Source organism: Sinomonas atrocyanea (genome assembly GCF_030812675.1).
In the GTDB taxonomy this organism is placed as follows: Bacteria; Actinomycetota; Actinomycetes; order Actinomycetales; family Micrococcaceae; genus Sinomonas; species Sinomonas atrocyanea_B.
Genome location: NZ_JAUSTE010000001.1, coordinates 346,449 through 361,746, shown reverse-complemented (window position 1 = coordinate 361,746; position 15,298 = coordinate 346,449). Strand labels below are relative to the sequence as shown.

General features: G+C 72.0%; 10 protein-coding genes and 1 tRNA gene. 8 read left to right on the top strand and 3 right to left on the bottom strand.

The features are described 5' to 3' along the window. Positions 1-38: 38 nt before the first annotated feature. Genes nudC through J2W20_RS01590 form a run of 4 tightly spaced genes read left to right on the top strand, consistent with a single transcriptional unit; the run spans position 39 to position 4,070 of the window. Positions 39-1,121, top strand: coding sequence for an NAD(+) diphosphatase (nudC, locus tag J2W20_RS01605; protein WP_307003985.1), 1,083 nt, complete (start codon positions 39-41; stop codon positions 1,119-1,121). Next, positions 1,118-3,241 (top strand): ATP-dependent DNA helicase UvrD2, encoded by a 2,124-nt coding sequence (locus tag J2W20_RS01600; RefSeq protein WP_307003984.1) that lies wholly within the window; start codon positions 1,118-1,120, stop codon positions 3,239-3,241. The genes nudC and J2W20_RS01600 overlap by 4 nt, the downstream gene beginning before the upstream one ends. Further along, on the top strand, positions 3,231-3,860 hold the full coding sequence (locus tag J2W20_RS01595; protein ID WP_307003983.1) for a M48 metallopeptidase family protein: 630 nt from the start codon (positions 3,231-3,233) through the stop codon (positions 3,858-3,860). Before J2W20_RS01600 ends, J2W20_RS01595 begins: the two co-directional genes overlap by 11 nt. Before the next feature lie 9 nt (positions 3,861-3,869). After that, positions 3,870-4,070: a hypothetical protein gene (locus J2W20_RS01590; protein WP_307003982.1), complete on the top strand. Its 201-nt coding sequence runs from the start codon at positions 3,870-3,872 to the stop codon at positions 4,068-4,070. A 106-nt stretch (positions 4,071-4,176) separates the two neighbouring features. Here the strand turns inward: J2W20_RS01590 and J2W20_RS01585 are convergent, their stop codons facing one another. After that, the gene (locus J2W20_RS01585) at positions 4,177-5,637 is read right to left on the bottom strand and encodes a zinc-dependent metalloprotease (protein WP_307003981.1); all 1,461 of its coding nucleotides are present in this window, start codon (positions 5,635-5,637) and stop codon (positions 4,177-4,179) included. A 230-nt stretch (positions 5,638-5,867) separates the two neighbouring features. On the opposite strand from J2W20_RS01585, the gene J2W20_RS01580 reads away from it, so the two are divergent. From J2W20_RS01580 to J2W20_RS01570, 3 genes are all read left to right on the top strand, one after another. Beyond that, positions 5,868-7,022 carry a YlbL family protein gene (locus J2W20_RS01580; protein WP_307003980.1) on the top strand — a complete coding sequence of 385 codons (1,155 nt, stop codon included), beginning with the start codon at positions 5,868-5,870 and terminating at the stop codon, positions 7,020-7,022. 112 nt (positions 7,023-7,134) lie between these two features. Beyond that, positions 7,135-10,185, top strand: coding sequence for a UPF0182 family membrane protein (locus J2W20_RS01575; RefSeq protein ID WP_373457953.1), 3,051 nt, complete (start codon positions 7,135-7,137; stop codon positions 10,183-10,185). A gap of 69 nt (positions 10,186-10,254) precedes the next feature. Further along, positions 10,255-10,331 (top strand) — tRNA-Met (locus J2W20_RS01570). 78 nt (positions 10,332-10,409) lie between these two features. Here the strand turns inward: J2W20_RS01570 and J2W20_RS01565 are convergent. Both J2W20_RS01565 and J2W20_RS01560 read right to left on the bottom strand, forming a co-directional pair. After that, positions 10,410-11,201 carry a PspA/IM30 family protein gene (locus J2W20_RS01565; protein WP_307003978.1) on the bottom strand — a complete coding sequence of 264 codons (792 nt, stop codon included), beginning with the start codon at positions 11,199-11,201 and terminating at the stop codon, positions 10,410-10,412. A 62-nt stretch (positions 11,202-11,263) separates the two neighbouring features. After that, on the bottom strand, positions 11,264-13,285 hold the full coding sequence (locus J2W20_RS01560; protein ID WP_307003977.1) for a TPM domain-containing protein: 2,022 nt from the start codon (positions 13,283-13,285) through the stop codon (positions 11,264-11,266). Between the two features lie 264 nt (positions 13,286-13,549). Between J2W20_RS01560 and J2W20_RS01555 the strand changes: the two genes are divergently transcribed. Beyond that, the gene (locus J2W20_RS01555; RefSeq protein WP_307003976.1) at positions 13,550-15,277 is read left to right on the top strand and encodes a S1C family serine protease; all 1,728 of its coding nucleotides are present in this window, start codon (positions 13,550-13,552) and stop codon (positions 15,275-15,277) included. Positions 15,278-15,298 lie beyond the last annotated feature (21 nt).

Here is a 15,298-nt window from a genome sequence, read left to right as displayed (position 1 = left end):
TTGTGCGAGTGTCGGAACGGCTCAGTACCGTAGTGGATATGACTTCCGGCCCGTTCCCCCTTCCCCAGCCTCCTGGCACCGCCGGCGCCGCGCTCTCGGCGTTCGACGAGCCGGGGCCGGCCGCCGGACTGCTCGCCGACCGACTCCTGCCCGCAGCCGCAGAAGCCCTCGACCGCAGGTCCGCGGACCGCGCCGACCCCGAGTTCCTCGGCCAGCTCGTGCGCCAGCCGGGCACCCTTGCGGTGCTCTACTCGCAGCGGCGGGCTGCGCACGACGGCGGGCACCTCGCCTTCGTTCCGGCGCGGTCCCTGCCCGCAGATTGGCTCGAAGGCCTGGTCGTCTACCTCGGCCGGCTGCCGCAGGAGCGGACCACCGCGCACGTGGCCCCGGGCTCCGACATCGTCCTCGTGGTCCTCGACGAGCCGGTCGAGCCGGTCTCCGCAGTCATGTCCGAGCCGGCGCAGGAGGGGGCAGGGCTGCTGCCGGAGGAGACGAACTGGGCCGGCTTCCGCGAGTCCGGGCCCGGGCTGGACATCGTGGAGGCGGGCATCCTGCTCGAGGCGACGGCCATCGCCAACTGGCATGCCTCCCACCCGCGGTGCCCGCGCTGCGGCGCACACACCCAAGTCATCCAGAGCGGCTGGGTGCGCCAGTGCCCCGAGGACGGTTCGGAGCACTTCCCCCGCACCGACCCCGCGATCATCGTCACCGTGGTCGGCCCGGGCGACCGTGTACTCCTGGCCACCGGGGCGCGCATGCGCTCGAGCATGTTCTCGACCCTCGCGGGCTTCGTCGAACCCGGCGAATCCCTCGAGCAGGCCGTGGCCCGCGAGGTCCTCGAGGAAGTCGGTGTCCGGGTGACCGAGTGCCAGTACCTCGGGTCCCAGCCCTGGCCGTTCCCCGCCTCCCTGATGCTCGGCTTCACCGCCCGCACGCTCGACGAGGTCGCCGAGCCGGACGGCGTCGAGGTGCTCCGCGCCCGCTGGTTCAGCCGCGACGCGCTGGCCGCCGCGGCAGGCTCAGGGGAGATCGATCTGCCGAGCAGGCTGTCCATCTCGCGGGCCCTCATCGAGCGGTGGTTCGGCGGTCCCATCACCGAACCGGAGGCGGCGGCCCAGTGAGCGCGGCCGAGACCGCCCAGGCCGCGGGCGGGACCCTCGAGGAGCGGCTCCTCGGCGGCCTCGACGAGGAGCAGCGCGAGGTCGCGACCACCCTGCAGGGGCCGGTCTGCGTCCTCGCCGGGGCGGGCACGGGCAAGACGCGCGCGATCACCCACCGCATCGCCTACGGCGTCCACTCGGGCGTCTACTCGCCCCAGCGCCTCCTCGCCGTCACCTTCACCGCGCGGGCCGCCGCCGAGATGCGCAGCCGCCTGCGCGACCTCGGCGTGGGGGGCGTCCAGGCCCGCACGTTCCACGCCGCCGCCCTGCGCCAGCTGCAGTACTTCTGGCCGCAGGCCGTCGGGGGCTCGCTCCCGAGCCTCCTCGAGCACAAGGCCCAGGCCATCGCCGAGGGCGCACGCCGCCTGCGACTCACCGTGGACAGGGCCGCGATCCGGGACCTGGCCTCGGAGATCGAGTGGGCCAAGGTCTCGATGCTCACCCCGTCGACCTACCTCGAGGGCGCCGCGGGCCGCGGCGAGCCCGGCGGCCTCCAGCCGGCCACCGTGGCGAGGCTCTTCGAGGCGTACGAGGACGTCAAGGTGGACCGGAACCTCATCGACTTCGAGGACGTCCTCCTGATCACGGTCGGCATCCTGCAGGAGGACCCCAAGGTCGCCGCGACGGTGCGCGAGCAGTACCGCCACTTCGTCGTCGACGAGTACCAGGACGTCTCCCCGCTGCAGCAGCGACTCCTCGAGCTGTGGCTGGGCGGCCGCGAGGAACTCTGCGTGGTGGGCGACGCGAGCCAGACGATCTACTCGTTCACCGGTGCCACGAGCACCCACCTGCTCGAATTCGGCAAGCGCCACCCGGACGCCGCCATGATCCGCCTCGTGCGGGACTACCGGTCCACGCCCCAGGTCGTGCGCCTGGCCAACGACCTGCTCGCGTCCCGTCGCCCCGCGGGACCCGCCGCGGACGCCCGGTGGGCGAAGCCGCTGAACCTCATCGCGCAGCGGCCCAGCGGGCCCGAGCCCGAATTCGCCGAGTGTGCCGACGACGAGGCAGAGGCGAGTGCCGTCGCCCGACGGATCGCCGCCCTCGTCGAGGCCGGGACCGAGCCCAAGGACATCGCGGTGCTGTTCCGCACCAACGGCCAGTCCGAGGCGTTCGAGCAGGCCCTCGCCGCGGCCGGGATCGGCTACCAGCTGCGCGGCGGCGAGCGGTTCTTCAACCGTCGCGAGGTCCGCGACGGGCTCCTGCAGCTCCGCGGCGCCGCCCGCGCCCAGGCGGACGACGGCGTGCCGATGGCGCAGCGGGTGCGCGACGTGCTCTCCTCGCTGGGCTACTCCGAACAGGCGCCCACGGGCGGAGGCGCCACGCGCGAGAGGTGGGAGTCGCTCGCCGCGCTCGTGGCCCTCGCCGACGAGCTTGCGGCCGCGCGGGGGGAGGGGTTCGGGCTGCCCGAGTTCGTGGCCGAGCTGCAGGAGCGGGCCACGGCCCAGCATGCGCCGGCCGTCCAGGGCGTGACGCTCGCGTCGCTGCACGCCGCGAAGGGCCTCGAGTGGGACGCCGTGTTCCTCGTGGGGCTGAGCGAGGGCCTCGTGCCGATCTCCTTCGCCGACACGCCCGTGACCGTGGACGAGGAGCGGCGCCTGCTCTACGTCGGGATCACCCGGGCCCGGGAGTTCCTGCACTTGTCCTGGTCGCTGTCCCGCACCCCCGGCGGCCGGGCCCACCGGCGCCCCTCGCGCTTCCTCGACGGGCTGCGGCCCGCGGGCTCGACGTCCTCGCACGCCGAGCGCAGCCCCCGCAGGCGCCGCGAGCTCAAGGGGCCCACCACCTGCCGCGTCTGCGGCACGATCCTCTCCACGGGGGCAGAGCGGAAGGTCGGCCGCTGCTCCGGCTGCCCGCCCACCTACGAGGAGGCGACCTTCGAGGCGCTCCGCGCGTGGCGCCTCGAGCAGGCCCGCGAGGCGGATGTGCCGGCCTTCGTCGTGTTCACCGACGCGACCCTGACCGCCATCGCGGAGGCGAAGCCCTCGAGCCTGGACGAGCTGTCCCAGGTGGCCGGCGTGGGCCGGGCCAAGCTCGAGCGCTACGGCGAGGCGGTCCTGGAGCTGATCCGTGGCGCGTGAGGCACGGCGTGCCCCCGGCCAGGGGGCGCTGCCGCTGACCGAGGACGGGCCGCCGGTCGAGGTGCGCCGCTCGGGGCGGCGCCGGAAGACCGTCTCCGCGTTCTGGGAGGGCAGCACGGCCGTCGTGGCGATCCCTGCCAGCTTCACCCGCGCGCAGGAGGCGCACTGGGTCGAGCGCATGGTCGAGCGGCTCCAGCAGGACACCGCGCGCCGCCGCGGGGCGCACTCGGACGAGGCGCTCATGGAGCGCGCCGCCGCGCTGTCCCAGCAGTACTTCGGCGGCCGGACCGAGCCCGCGTCGATCCGCTGGGTCACCAACCAGCGCCGGCGCTGGGGCTCGTGCACCCCGAGCCAGCGGACCATCCGCCTCTCCCACGAGCTCCAGGGCATGCCGGAGTGGGTGGTGGACTACGTGATCGTCCACGAGCTCGCGCATCTGCTCGTCTCCGGCCACGGGCCCCAGTTCTGGGAGCTTGTCGGGGCCTACCCGAGGCTCGCCGAGGCGAAGGCGTTCCTGGCCGGGGTGGCCTTCGCCGGTTCCGGACGCGGAGACGCCGGGGACGGCGGAGCTGGCGACGGCGGGGGCTGGGACCTTATCGACGACGACGAAGACGCCTAGAATCGCGCCATGAGCCAGCTTCCAGCCAGCTACGTCAAGTACCTCGAGGGCCGCAGCGCCGAGTTCATCGACACGGTGCGCCCCGTGCTGCTCCAGTCGGCCGCCGACGCCGCGTGCGGGGTCCACGTGGTCCTCAACGAGCCGCACGAGCTCCAGGCCCATCTGGACGAGTCCGTCCCCTTCGGCCAGATCACCGAAGGCGTGGACTGATACGCCGGGAGCCGGCCGCGTGGTGCGGCCGGCTCCCGGCGTGTGCCTGCGGCACGTCCGTCCCGGCCCCCCGTCGGCGCATCCGGTCCGGGCGTCGGGCACAGCGCTAGGCGCGCGGCGCGCCCGGGGGAGCGCCGCCGTCGTCCGTCCCATCCTCGGGACCGTCGCCCGGCTCCGGCTCCTGCTCTCCGGCGCCCGCGGTGTCGGGAGACTCCGAGGGTGCGTCGAAGCCGCCGGCGAGGAGCTTCTCGAGGGCCTCGTCGACCTCCGAGTCCTGGGCCTCCGCCCGGGAGCGCCGCGCGGAGAAGCCCTGCGGGTCGTCGAGGTCCTCGGGAGTGGGGAGCAGGTCCGGGTGCTTCCAGATGGCGTCCCGGCCGGCGATCCCGCGTTCGTCGCCGACCGACTTCCACAGCGTGGCGGCATCGCGCAGCCGGCGCGGCCGCAGCTCGAGGCCCACGAGCGAGGCGAAGGCGTGCTCGGCCGGGCCGCCCGTGGCGCGGCGGCGCCGCACGGCCTCGCGGAGCGCCGCCGCGGACGGCAGCACGCCCTCGGTCGCGGTGGCCGTGAGCTCGTCCACCCAGCCCTCGACGAGGGCGAGTGCCGTCTCGAGCTTGACCAGGGCAGCGTCCTGCTGGGGCGTGCGCTGCGGCATGAACACTCCGCCCTGGAGGGCCTCCTGGACCGACTCCGGGTTGCTCGGGTCGATGCTGTGGGCGAGCTCCTCGATCTTGGAGACGTCGATGTGGACGCCGCGCGCGTAGTCCTCGATGGCGCCGAGCAGATGGGCCCGCAGCCACGGCACGTGCATGAACAGGCGCGCGTGGGCGGCCTCGCGGACGGCGAGGTAGAGCCGGACGTCGCCCTCCGGCAGGCCCAGCCCCTCGCCGAACTTGGCGACATTGGCGGGCAGGAGCGCCATCTCGAGGTCGACGAGCGGGACGCCGATGTCGGAGGAGCTCACGACCTCGCCCGAGAGCGCGCCGATCGCCGCGCCGAGCTGCATGCCGAAGATGGCCCCGCCCATGTTGGTGAGCATGGAGGACGCGCCGCCGAGCATGCCCTTCATCTCCTCGGGCATCTGCTCGTTCAGCGCGGTCGAGAGCGCGGTGGCGATGCTGTTAGCCACGGGCTCGGTCAGCCGCCGCCACGTGCCCATAGTGGCCTCGATCCACTCGGCCCTCGACCAGCCGCGGCCGATGATGCCCGTGCCGGGAAGGTCGGTGGCCTTGTCCAGCCAGAGCTCGGCGAGGCGCAGGGCCTCGTCCACGTCCCGGTTCTGGGCCGCGGAGACGGAGGGATCCGACGTTGCGGCCGCGGTCCGGCGCGCGTGGTCGTGGGCGAGCTGCCAGTTGACGGGGCCCTCGCCGCCGGGGGCCGACATCATGGCCTGCACCTGCTCGAACATCTGGCGCAGGAGGTTGGGGTCGCTCGGGAGGCCTGCCGCCTTGGCGATCTCCGTGGGGTCGAACCCCTCGGCGCCCGCACCGCCCATGAGCCGTCCGAAGAGCTCGGACAGCGGGTCCTGGGGCTCGTCGTCGTGGCCCGAGGGCTTCTCTGGTGTGGTCATCGTGCCGCCGATCAATGCTGGTGGAAGGGGACATCCTCACGGTACCGCGGCGCTCGCGGACGTGTCTTCGGCGCGGGGGTCCCTTTCGCTGTCGGCACACCGGTCCCTGCGCCGCCCGCGCGCGGGAGCGTCGTAGGCTGGGGCGTGCCGCCGCGGACGCCCGCGGCGGCCGCGGCGTCCGGTCCCGGGCGGCGCGAGGCGGTGCGAGCATCCGGAAGGCGGCGCGAGACGTGGTCACTCCTCCCGCAGTTCCCGACGAGGACGGCGGGCAGCCGGACGGGGGCCCCTCGGACGACGGCGGGGGAGCGCCCCCCGCGGGCCGCCCACCGAAGGCCGCGGGCAGCGGCCGCACCTTCGCAGCGGTGACCTCTGGCCTCGCCGCGCTCATCCTGGGCGCCACGGTGGTCTCCGTCCCCGTCCCCTACGTCGTGGAGTCGCCGGGGCCCGCCTACAACACACTGGGCCAGACGGGCGGCAAGGACGTCATCTCGATCAGCGGCCATCCTTCCTACCCTGCCCGCGGCTCCCTCGACCTCACCACGGTGTACGTCAACGGGGGCCCCAACAGCGACGTCGGCCTGATCGACCTCGCGCGCTCGTGGTTCGACCACTCGCAGGGCATCCTGCCGGAACGGGTCGTCTACCCGCCGGGGACTACCCGCCAGCAGGTCTCGGACGAGAACGCCTCCCTCATGCAGGACTCGGAGCAGACCTCGGTCGCCGCCGCCCTGGGCGCGCTCGGCATCCACTACGAGCAGCAGCTCAACGTCGCCTCGATCGCCGACGGGTCGCCCTCGTCCGGGAAGCTGAAGGTGGGCGACCGGCTCGTCAGCGTCGGCGGCCAGAAGGCATCGTCCCTCGCGACGGTGCAGCAGACCCTCGCCGCGGGCAAAGGTGCCCCCGTGGAGGTCGCAGTAGACCGGGGCGGCTCGCCCGTGACCGCCACGGTGACGCCCACGCAGAACCAAGGCCGGTGGATCCTGGGCGTGGGCATCCGCTACACCTACAGCTTCCCCTTCGAGGTGCAGATCGAGCTGGACCGGGTGGGCGGCCCCAGCGCGGGCATGATGTTCGCGCTCGGGATCATCGACAAGCTGACCCCCGGAGACCTGACCGGCGGCAAGGACATCGCCGGGACCGGCACGATCGATCCCGACGGCACGGTCGGGGCGATCGGCGGGATCGACCAGAAGCTGTTCGGCGCCCGCGCCGCCGGCGCCACCCTCTTCCTGGCGCCCGCCTCCAACTGCGGCGACGTGGTCGGGCACATCCCCGACGGCCTCGCGGTCGTGAAGGTCTCCACCCTCGCCGAGGCCCGCTCTGCGGTGGAGGCCTATGCCCAGGGCAAGGACCCTGCCTCCCTGCCCCAGTGCACGGCCGGCTGACGGAGCCCGCAGCGGGGCGGCCGAGGCCGAATCGTTATCGCGGATCCGCGCGGCACGGGGAACTGTGGCCAGGCGCCGCGCGTGCTTGACTAGGAGCAGCGCTGTGCTCCGCATGCGTGTCCGCGGAGCCGAGCGCCGACGAATCGAGCCCAGAGCAACGAGGTACGCCGTGACATCCCGCCCCGAAGGCAGACCGACCGCACTCCGCCGCCGTCGGGGGGCCCTGATCCCGACGATCGTGATCGTGGTCGTCCTCGCGATCGGGTTCGTCATCTTCTCCGGGGTGTACACGGACGTCCTGTGGTACCAGCAGCTGGGCTACCTGCAGGTCTTCCTGCGGCAGAACGCCATCCGGGCCGCTGTCTTCCTCGTCGCCGGGCTCGTGATGGCCGGGGCGGTCTACGGCGTGATGCGCGCCGCGTACCGGGCGCGCCCCGTGTACGCCCCCGACCCCTCGAGCCACGACACGATGGCCCGGTACCAGGAGCAGCTCGAGCCCGTCCGGCGCATCGTCATGGCTGCGGTGCCGATCGTGTTCGGCCTCTTTGCCGGGGCCGCCGCGGGAAGCCAGTGGCAGAAGGCCGCGCTCTTCTTCAACCAGGTGCCGTTCGGCGTCCAGGACCCCCAGTTCCACCTCGACATCAGCTTCTACACGATGACCCTGCCCTTCCTCGGCACGGTGGTGGGCTTCCTCCTCGGCGTCGTCGTGATCGCCGGGATCGCGGGCGTCCTGACCCACTACCTCTACGGGTCGATCCGCATCAGCGAGAGCGGCGTCTACATGGCCCGTGCGGCGCAGCTGCACCTCGCGATCTCCGGGGCGGCGCTGCTGCTGCTCATCGCGGTCAACTTCTGGCTCGACCGCTACAGCGCGGTCTTCGACTCCTCCGGCCGCGTCTCCGGCGCGCTCTTCACCGATGTCAACGCCGTCATCCCGACCAAGGCCATCCTCGCGGTGGCCGCGGCCATCGTCGCGGTCCTGTTCATCGTCGCCGCGGTCATCGGGCGGTGGCGCCTGCCGCTCATCGGCACCGCCATGCTCGTGATCACCGGCATCCTCGCCGGCGGCGTGTACCCCTGGGTGATCCAGCAGGTCCAGGTCCGCCCGTCGGAGCAGAGCGCCGAGGCGCCCTACCTCGAGCGGAACATCAACTCGACGCGGTCCGCCTACGGCCTCGACAAGGTGCAGGTGCAGGACTACAAGGCCACGACCGATGCGACTCCCGGGGCGCTGCGCCAGGACGCCCAGACGACCGCCAGCATCCGTCTCCTCGATCCGACCCTCGTGTCCCCGACGTTCCAGCAGCTCGAGCAGTACCGGCCGTACTACCAGTTCGCGCCCTCGCTCAACGTGGACCGCTACTCGGTGAACGGCAAGACCCAGGACACCGTGATCGCCGTGCGCGAGCTCAACTCGCAGGGCCTCTCGCCCAGCCAGCAGTCCTGGTACAACAACCACATCGTCTACACGCATGGCTACGGGGTCGTGGCGGCCTACGGCAATACGGCCACCGTGGACGGCAAACCGGTGTTCATGGAGTCGAGCATCCCCTCGACCGGGGTGCTGGGGAATGACTCGACGTACCAGCCGCGCATCTACTTCGGCGAGTACTCGCCCGACTACTCGATCGTGGGCGGCCCGGCCGGCACGCAGCCGCGGGAGCAGGACAAGCCGCAGGGCAGCGCGGGGAACACGCAGTACACGTTCTCGGGCAACGGCGGCCCGAACGTGGGCAACGTCTTCAACAAGCTCATGTACGCCATGAAGTTCCAGAGCACCGACCTGCTCTTCTCGGACGGCGTGAACCAGGATTCCCAGATCCTCTACGACCGGAACCCGCGCGACCGCGTCCAGAAGGTCGCCCCGTACCTGACCATCGACGGGAACGCCTACCCGGCCGTGATCGACGGGCGCGTGAAGTGGATCGTGGACGGGTACACGACGAGCCAGTACTACCCCTACTCCCAGCAGCAGCAGCTCCAGCAGATCACTGCCGACTCCCAGACGGCGGCGGGGCGGGCAAGCCAGCTGCCCCAGGCCACGGTGAACTACATCCGCAACTCGGTCAAGGCCACCGTGGACGCCTACGACGGCTCGGTGACGCTGTACGCCTGGGACAACCAGGACCCGATGCTCAAGGCCTGGCAGAAGGTCTTCCCGAGCACGGTCAAGCCGATCTCCGACATGTCCGCCGGCCTCATCAGCCACGTGCGCTACCCGGAGGACCTCTTCAAGGTCCAGCGCGAGCTCCTGACCCGCTACCACGTGACCGACCCGGGCGACTTCTACAAGAACAACGACGTCTGGAGCGTGCCGAACGATCCGACCGTGAAGTCCGGCGGGGTCAAGCAGCCGCCGTACTACATGACGCTGCAGATGCCCGGCCAGCAGACGCCGTCCTTCCAGTTGACCTCGAGCTTCATCCCGCAGACCGTCGAAGGCGGATCCTCGCGGGAAGTCATGTACGGCTACCTCGCCGCGGATTCGAATGCCGGAGGCAAGGCCGGTGTGAAGGGCAACGACTACGGGAAGCTGACGCTGCTCAAGCTGCCGACCGACACCTCGGTTCCCGGACCCGGGCAGGTGCAGAACACCTTCAACTCGGATACGAACGTTTCCCAGGCGCTGAACCTCCTGCGCCAGGGCGCCTCCGAGGTGCTCAACGGCAACCTCCTGACCCTCCCCGTGGGCGGCGGCCTGCTCTACGTCCAGCCCGTGTACGTGAAGTCCACCGGCTCGACCTCGTACCCGACCCTCCAGCGGGTGCTCGTGGCCTTCGGCGACAAGATCGGCTTTGCGCCGACACTGGACAAGGCGCTGGACGACCTCTTCGGCGGCAACTCGGGCGCCAAGGCCGGCGATTCGGGCAACAACGGCCAGGCCGGCGCCACCCCGAGCCCGCAGCCCTCCGGGGGGACGGGGACGTCCCAGACGGCCAAGGCAGACCTCCAGGCAGCCCTGCAGGACGCCAGCCAGGCCATCAAGGACGGCCAGGCCGCGCTCGCCGCGGGCAACTTCGCCGCCTACGGCGACGCGCAGCAGAAGCTGAGCGCGGCGGTGCAGCGGGCCATGGACGCAGAGGCCAGGCTCGCCGGGCCGGGGGGCGGGACGTCCGGCTCGTCGACGGCCAGCCCGGCGCCGAGTCCGACGCCGAGCAAGTAGGCCCCCGGGGCGGCAGCCCCGGGCCGGATTTGGCCACCGTCCGCCCCACTGCTAGAGTTGAAGGCACGCCGCGGGGTGGAGCAGTTCGGTAGCTCGCTGGGCTCATAACCCAGAGGTCGTAGGTTCAAATCCTGCCCCCGCAACCACGAAGAGAGGCCCCGGACCATCAGGTCCGGGGCCTCTCTGCATGTCCTCGAAGCCGGTACGCCCGGCGCCGCCAGTCGTCAGAGCTTGTCGAAGTCCGACTCCTCGACGGCGGGTGCCGCGGCAGGCTGGCCTGCACCGGTCCCCAGGGCTGCGGGGGAACCGCCCTGCTTGAGGGCGGCGAGGCGGGCCTCGATCTCCGTCTGCTCGCCCAGGTCCTCGAGCTGGTTGAACTGGGCGTCGAGGCTAGAGGCTGCGAGCTCCTGCTGGCCGCGCACCCTCGCCTCTTCACGCCGGACCTTCTCCTCGAAGCGCGAGACCTCGCTCGTCGGGTCCATGATGTCGATGCTCTTGAGCGCATCGTTGACCTGGGTCTGGGCCTGCGCCGTCTTGGCCCTGGCCACGAGCTCGTTGCGCTTGGCGGTGAGCTCGTTGAGCTTGCCCTTCATCTGGTCGAGGCCGGTCTTGAGGCGGTCGACCACCTCGTTCTGGGTCGCGATGGTCGGCTCTGCCGCCTTCGCCTCGTTCTCCGAGGACATCTGGCGCTGGATGGCGACTTTGGCGAGGTTGTCGAACTTCTGGGCGTCGGCCGTGTTCCCGGCCGCGCGGAACTCGTCGGCCTTCCGGGACGCGGCGAGCGCCTTGCTGCCCCAGTCCTGAGCGGCCTTGATGTCCTCGGCGTGGTCGTCCTCGAGCATCCGGAGGTTCCCGATAGTCTGGGCGATGGCCGCCTCGGCCTCCGCAATGTTGTTCGTGTAGTCCCGGACCATCTGGTCCAGCATCTTCTGCGGGTCCTCCGCCTGGTCCAGCAGCGCGTTGATGTTCGCCTTGGCCAGCTGTGCGATGCGCCCGAAGATGGACTGCTTTGCCATGGTGTTCCCTCTCGTCTCGTTGAAAGTCACGGGTGGAAGGCATCTGCGTTCCCCCGTGCGGCCTAGAAGCTGCCGCCGTCGCCGCCGAAGTCGCCTCCGCCGCCGAATCCTCCACCTCCTCCGCCGCCGCCCCAGCCGCCGCCGAAGTCGCCGCCGCCCCAGCCACCGCCGCCGTGGTGGCCGGCGTTGAGGATCGAGTTGATGATGATGCCCCCCAGGATCGCGCCCCCGATGCCGCCGCCGTCACGGCGACCCCCAGGACCGCCGCCCCAGCCGGAGAACTGGTCGACGTCCTGCTCGGCTATCTGGGCTGCCTGGGAGGCGAGCAGGCTGGCCTGCTGGGCATACGCGAGGGCCGTCGTCGGATCGCTCGCCGTGATCGAGAGGGCGTAGTCGAGATTGCGCTGTGCCTCGGCGAGCCGCGTCCGTGCCTGCGTGCCGACCCCGCCTCGCCGCGCCGCGATGTAGTCGCCCGCGGCGCTGATCTGTGCCTGGGCGGACTGGATCGCCTGCTGGAGTGCCGCCGCAGCCCGCTGCGCCTGCTGCTGCCGGTCGCGGACTCCCGTGAGCGCCGTGTCGAGCTGCGTGTGGGCCGCCTCGATGCGCTGCAGGAGGGCGAGCGGGTCCGGCTTCTCCGCCGCAGCCTCGCGCTCGGCCGTGTCGAGCGCGGCCCCGACGGCGGCGATCGGACCGGCGAGCTCGGGGTGCTGTCCCTGCCCGGCCACGGCGCGCGCCTGGGCCAGGTCGCCCCGGGTGTCCGCGAGGGCGGCCTCGACCTTGGCCCGCGCATCATCGAGCGCCGTGGCAGCCTTGCCGATCGCCTCGAGCAGGACCCGCGCCTGGTGGAGGGCCTCTTCCGCGGCCCGTACGGCAACGGCCGCTGGGCTCGTCTGCCCTGCGCCGAGCTTCTCCCGCGCCGTGGCGGACGCGTTCTCGACGAAGGCGAGGCGCTCCTGCGCCTGCGTGACGTTGTCGGCCACGTGCTTGACCGCGGACTCCGCATAGGCGCCCTGCAGCCTCGCGAGCGTCTCCTTCTCGGCCGCGAGGCGCGCCTCGGCCTCGGCGGCCCCCCTGGCCACCCCTTCGAGGGCCGCCGGTGCGTTCCGCTCGAGCTCGCGGAGGGCGTCGAAGTCCGCCTTCTGCTCCGCCAACGAGGCGATGGCGGCCTCCGAGCGGTGGATGATGTCGCCGAGCCACTGCCGCTGCTGCGCCTCCGTGTCGGGCACATGGTCGTCGAGCTGCTGCTGGAGCTTGAAGGACTCGGCCAGATGGGCCTTGGCCTCCGCGAGGGCCCGGGTGAAGTTGCCCACGGCATCTGTGCCGTAGGAGGCCTCGGCGAAGCCGAGCTCCTGTTCGCTCGAGCGGACCGCGTCGTCCGCCCGGACGAGGAGCCCGGCTGCCCGGGTGCGCAGCTCGCCCACACTGAGCGAGGCCAGCGGATCGGGCTCGCCCCGGCCGGACTCCTGCTGGCCCTGCGCCTGCGCCCACGGGCGCTTGCGCCGGCGCGAGACCAGATAGGCCGCACCGGCCCCGACGAGCACCACCCCGCCGCCGACGAGCCACGGGGCCGCCGCGCCGGAGGAGACGATCCCACTGCCTCCGCCGGCGGCGTCCCCGGTGGCCTTGGCGGTGTCGATGGCCGCCTGGGCGTAGTCCTTCTTGCCGCCGGCCAGGTTCGGGGTGACGGCATTCTGGGCGATGGCCGAGACCTTCGGGTACACGGCGGCGTTCTGGGTGTTGGCGAGAAGCTGGTACTGGCCGGATGTGGCGATGGCCAGGAGCACATCCGAGCCGCCCATGCCGGTGTTCTTCGCCACCGCCTGGGCCCAGGCCGTCCGGTCGCTCGGGTTCGTGAAGGAGTCCACGATGACCACGTACAGGTTCACGCGGTGCTGCGAGAGCAAGTCGGAGATGGCCTTCTGGACCTCGCCCTTCCGTGGCCCGAGCGCACCCTGGGGGTCCACGATGTTCGTGCCCGACGGGATCGTCACCGGATCGGTGGCCCACGCCGGCGCCGTGGCCGGAACCAGCAGGAGGAAGGCCGCCACGAGGCCAGCAAGGAGGGTCTTCGCCGTCGAGCGCATGCGCTGTTCCTTCGCCACATTCGGGGGCGCGGGCCCCGGTCCGGCAGCCTCCCGCAGCACCTCGCGCCGCCAGCGGCTGTCTCACGTACCTCGATTCTAGGGGCGCCCGCAGTGGGCCGCACGGGCGGCCTCGAGCCCCGGCGTTGCGCCCGGAGTGAAACGGATGACTTTCGGCGGCCTCCCAGCAAGCTTCCAGAGAACAGAAGCGTCCAGCACAGCTTGGGGGACCATAGTGGTAAGGAGTTCAGGGAAAGGACATCAGTGATGAACGAGAGCGATCCCCGTCCGGCGCAGTCCGGTTCGGGAGCCCCCGACCCCCGCGAGCCCGCCGGCGCTCCCGGGCAGCAGCCGGCAGTGCCCCCGGCGGCCGGTCCCGGGGCGGAGCGAGGCGGACAGCCCGCGGAGGGCCCGACGGCCCAGCAGCCGTCGCAGCAGCGCCCGCAGCATCAGGATCAGCCGACCCAGCCCATTCCCCCGTACGGCCAGCAGGGCCAGCAGGCGCCGCAGTACGGCCAGCAGGCACCCCAGTACGGCCAGCGCGGGCCGCAGCAGGGGCCGCAGTACGGCCAGCAGGGACCGCAGCAGGGGCCGCAGTACGGCCAGCAGGGCCAGCAGTCGCCGCAGTACGGCCAGCAGGCACCGCAGTACGGCCAGCGCGCGCCGCTCTACGGGCCTCCGCAGGGGCCGGCCCCCTACGGCCAGTCCCAGTACGGCCAGTCCCAGTACGGCCAGCAGGGCCACCCCGGGAACACAGGGAACTCGTTCTTCCGTCCCGCGAATCAGCGTCAGGGGCAGAAGGCCCGCTGGGGGACCGGAGTGCTGGTGGGCGGCATGCTCGTGGCGGGCCTGGTCGGCGGCGGAGTCGCGGCCGGAACGGCCGGCCTCTGGGCCCCGCGCCTCACCAGCTCCGCGTCCCAGCAGCAGGGCTCGAGCCCGGTGATCGTGAACAACCAGGACAGCGTGAACGCGGTGACCGCCGCTGCCGCGAAGGCGTCCCCGAGCGTCGTGACCATCGGCGTCTCCTCGGGCAACTCCTCGGGCACCGGGTCCGGCGTGGTGCTGGACAACCAGGGCCACATCCTCACGAACACGCACGTTGTGACCCTCGACGGACAGGTCTCCAATCCCACCATCGAGGTCCGCGCGAACAACGGCTCGGTCTACAGGGCCTCGGTGGTCGGGACGGATCCGCTCAGCGACCTCGCCGTCGTGAAGGTCGACGGCGCGAACCTCACCCCGGTGACCTTCGGCGACTCGGGCAAGCTCAACGTCGGCGACATCGCCGTAGCCATCGGCGCCCCGCTGGGCCTCGACAGCACCGTCACCGACGGCATCGTCTCGAACCTCAACCGGACGATCTCCGTCCAGTCCTCGGCCGCGCCCAACGGCGGCGACAACTCGCAGGACAACGGCGGCCAGGGCTTCCAGTTCGCACCTCCCGGCGGTGGCCAGACCCAGCGCCAGTCGCCCCAGAGCACCGTGAGCCTGAACGTCATCCAGACCGACGCGGCCATCAACCCGGGCAACTCCGGCGGCGCGCTCGTCAACAGCCAGGGCCAGCTGATCGGCATCAACGTGGCGATCGCTTCCACGGGGTCGAGCTCCGGGTCCGGCTCGGAGTCGGGCAACATCGGGGTCGGCTTCAGCATCCCGGCGAACTACGCGCACCGCATCGCCAATGAGCTGATCGCCAACGGCAAGGCGACCCACGGCCAGCTCGGCGTCTCGGTCCAGTCCCAGTCCGCCAGCGGCACCAGCTCGGCCTTCTCGACCGGGGCGCAGGTGGTGTCGGTGACCTCCGGCTCCGCGGCCGACAAGGCGGGCATCCACCAGGGCGACGTGATCACGAAGTTCGCCGGCCGCGCCATCGGCGACGCCTCGGAGCTCACGGCGGCGGTCCACGAGCAGGCGCCCGGTTCGACCGCAAAGGTGACGGTCCTCCGCAACGGCCAGTCCCAGGACCTCGACGTCACGGTGGGCGCGGCCCAGTAGCTCCATCCCCGGCGTCCCTTT

Bases quoted from the DNA above. Each gene is read 5' to 3' on its own strand.
- J2W20_RS01565 (WP_307003978.1), bottom strand. From the start codon at position 11,201: ATGGCAAAGCAGTCCATCTTCGGGCGCATCGCACAGCTGGCCAAGGCG.
- J2W20_RS01575 (WP_373457953.1), top strand. From the start codon at position 7,135: ATGCGTGTCCGCGGAGCCGAGCGCCGACGAATCGAGCCCAGAGCAACG.
- J2W20_RS01585 (WP_307003981.1), bottom strand. From the start codon at position 5,637: ATGACCACACCAGAGAAGCCCTCGGGCCACGACGACGAGCCCCAGGAC.
- nudC (WP_307003985.1), top strand. From the start codon at position 39: ATGACTTCCGGCCCGTTCCCCCTTCCCCAGCCTCCTGGCACCGCCGGC.
- J2W20_RS01555 (WP_307003976.1), top strand. From the start codon at position 13,550: ATGAACGAGAGCGATCCCCGTCCGGCGCAGTCCGGTTCGGGAGCCCCC.
- J2W20_RS01560 (WP_307003977.1), bottom strand. From the start codon at position 13,285: ATGCGCTCGACGGCGAAGACCCTCCTTGCTGGCCTCGTGGCGGCCTTC.
- J2W20_RS01590 (WP_307003982.1), top strand. From the start codon at position 3,870: ATGAGCCAGCTTCCAGCCAGCTACGTCAAGTACCTCGAGGGCCGCAGC.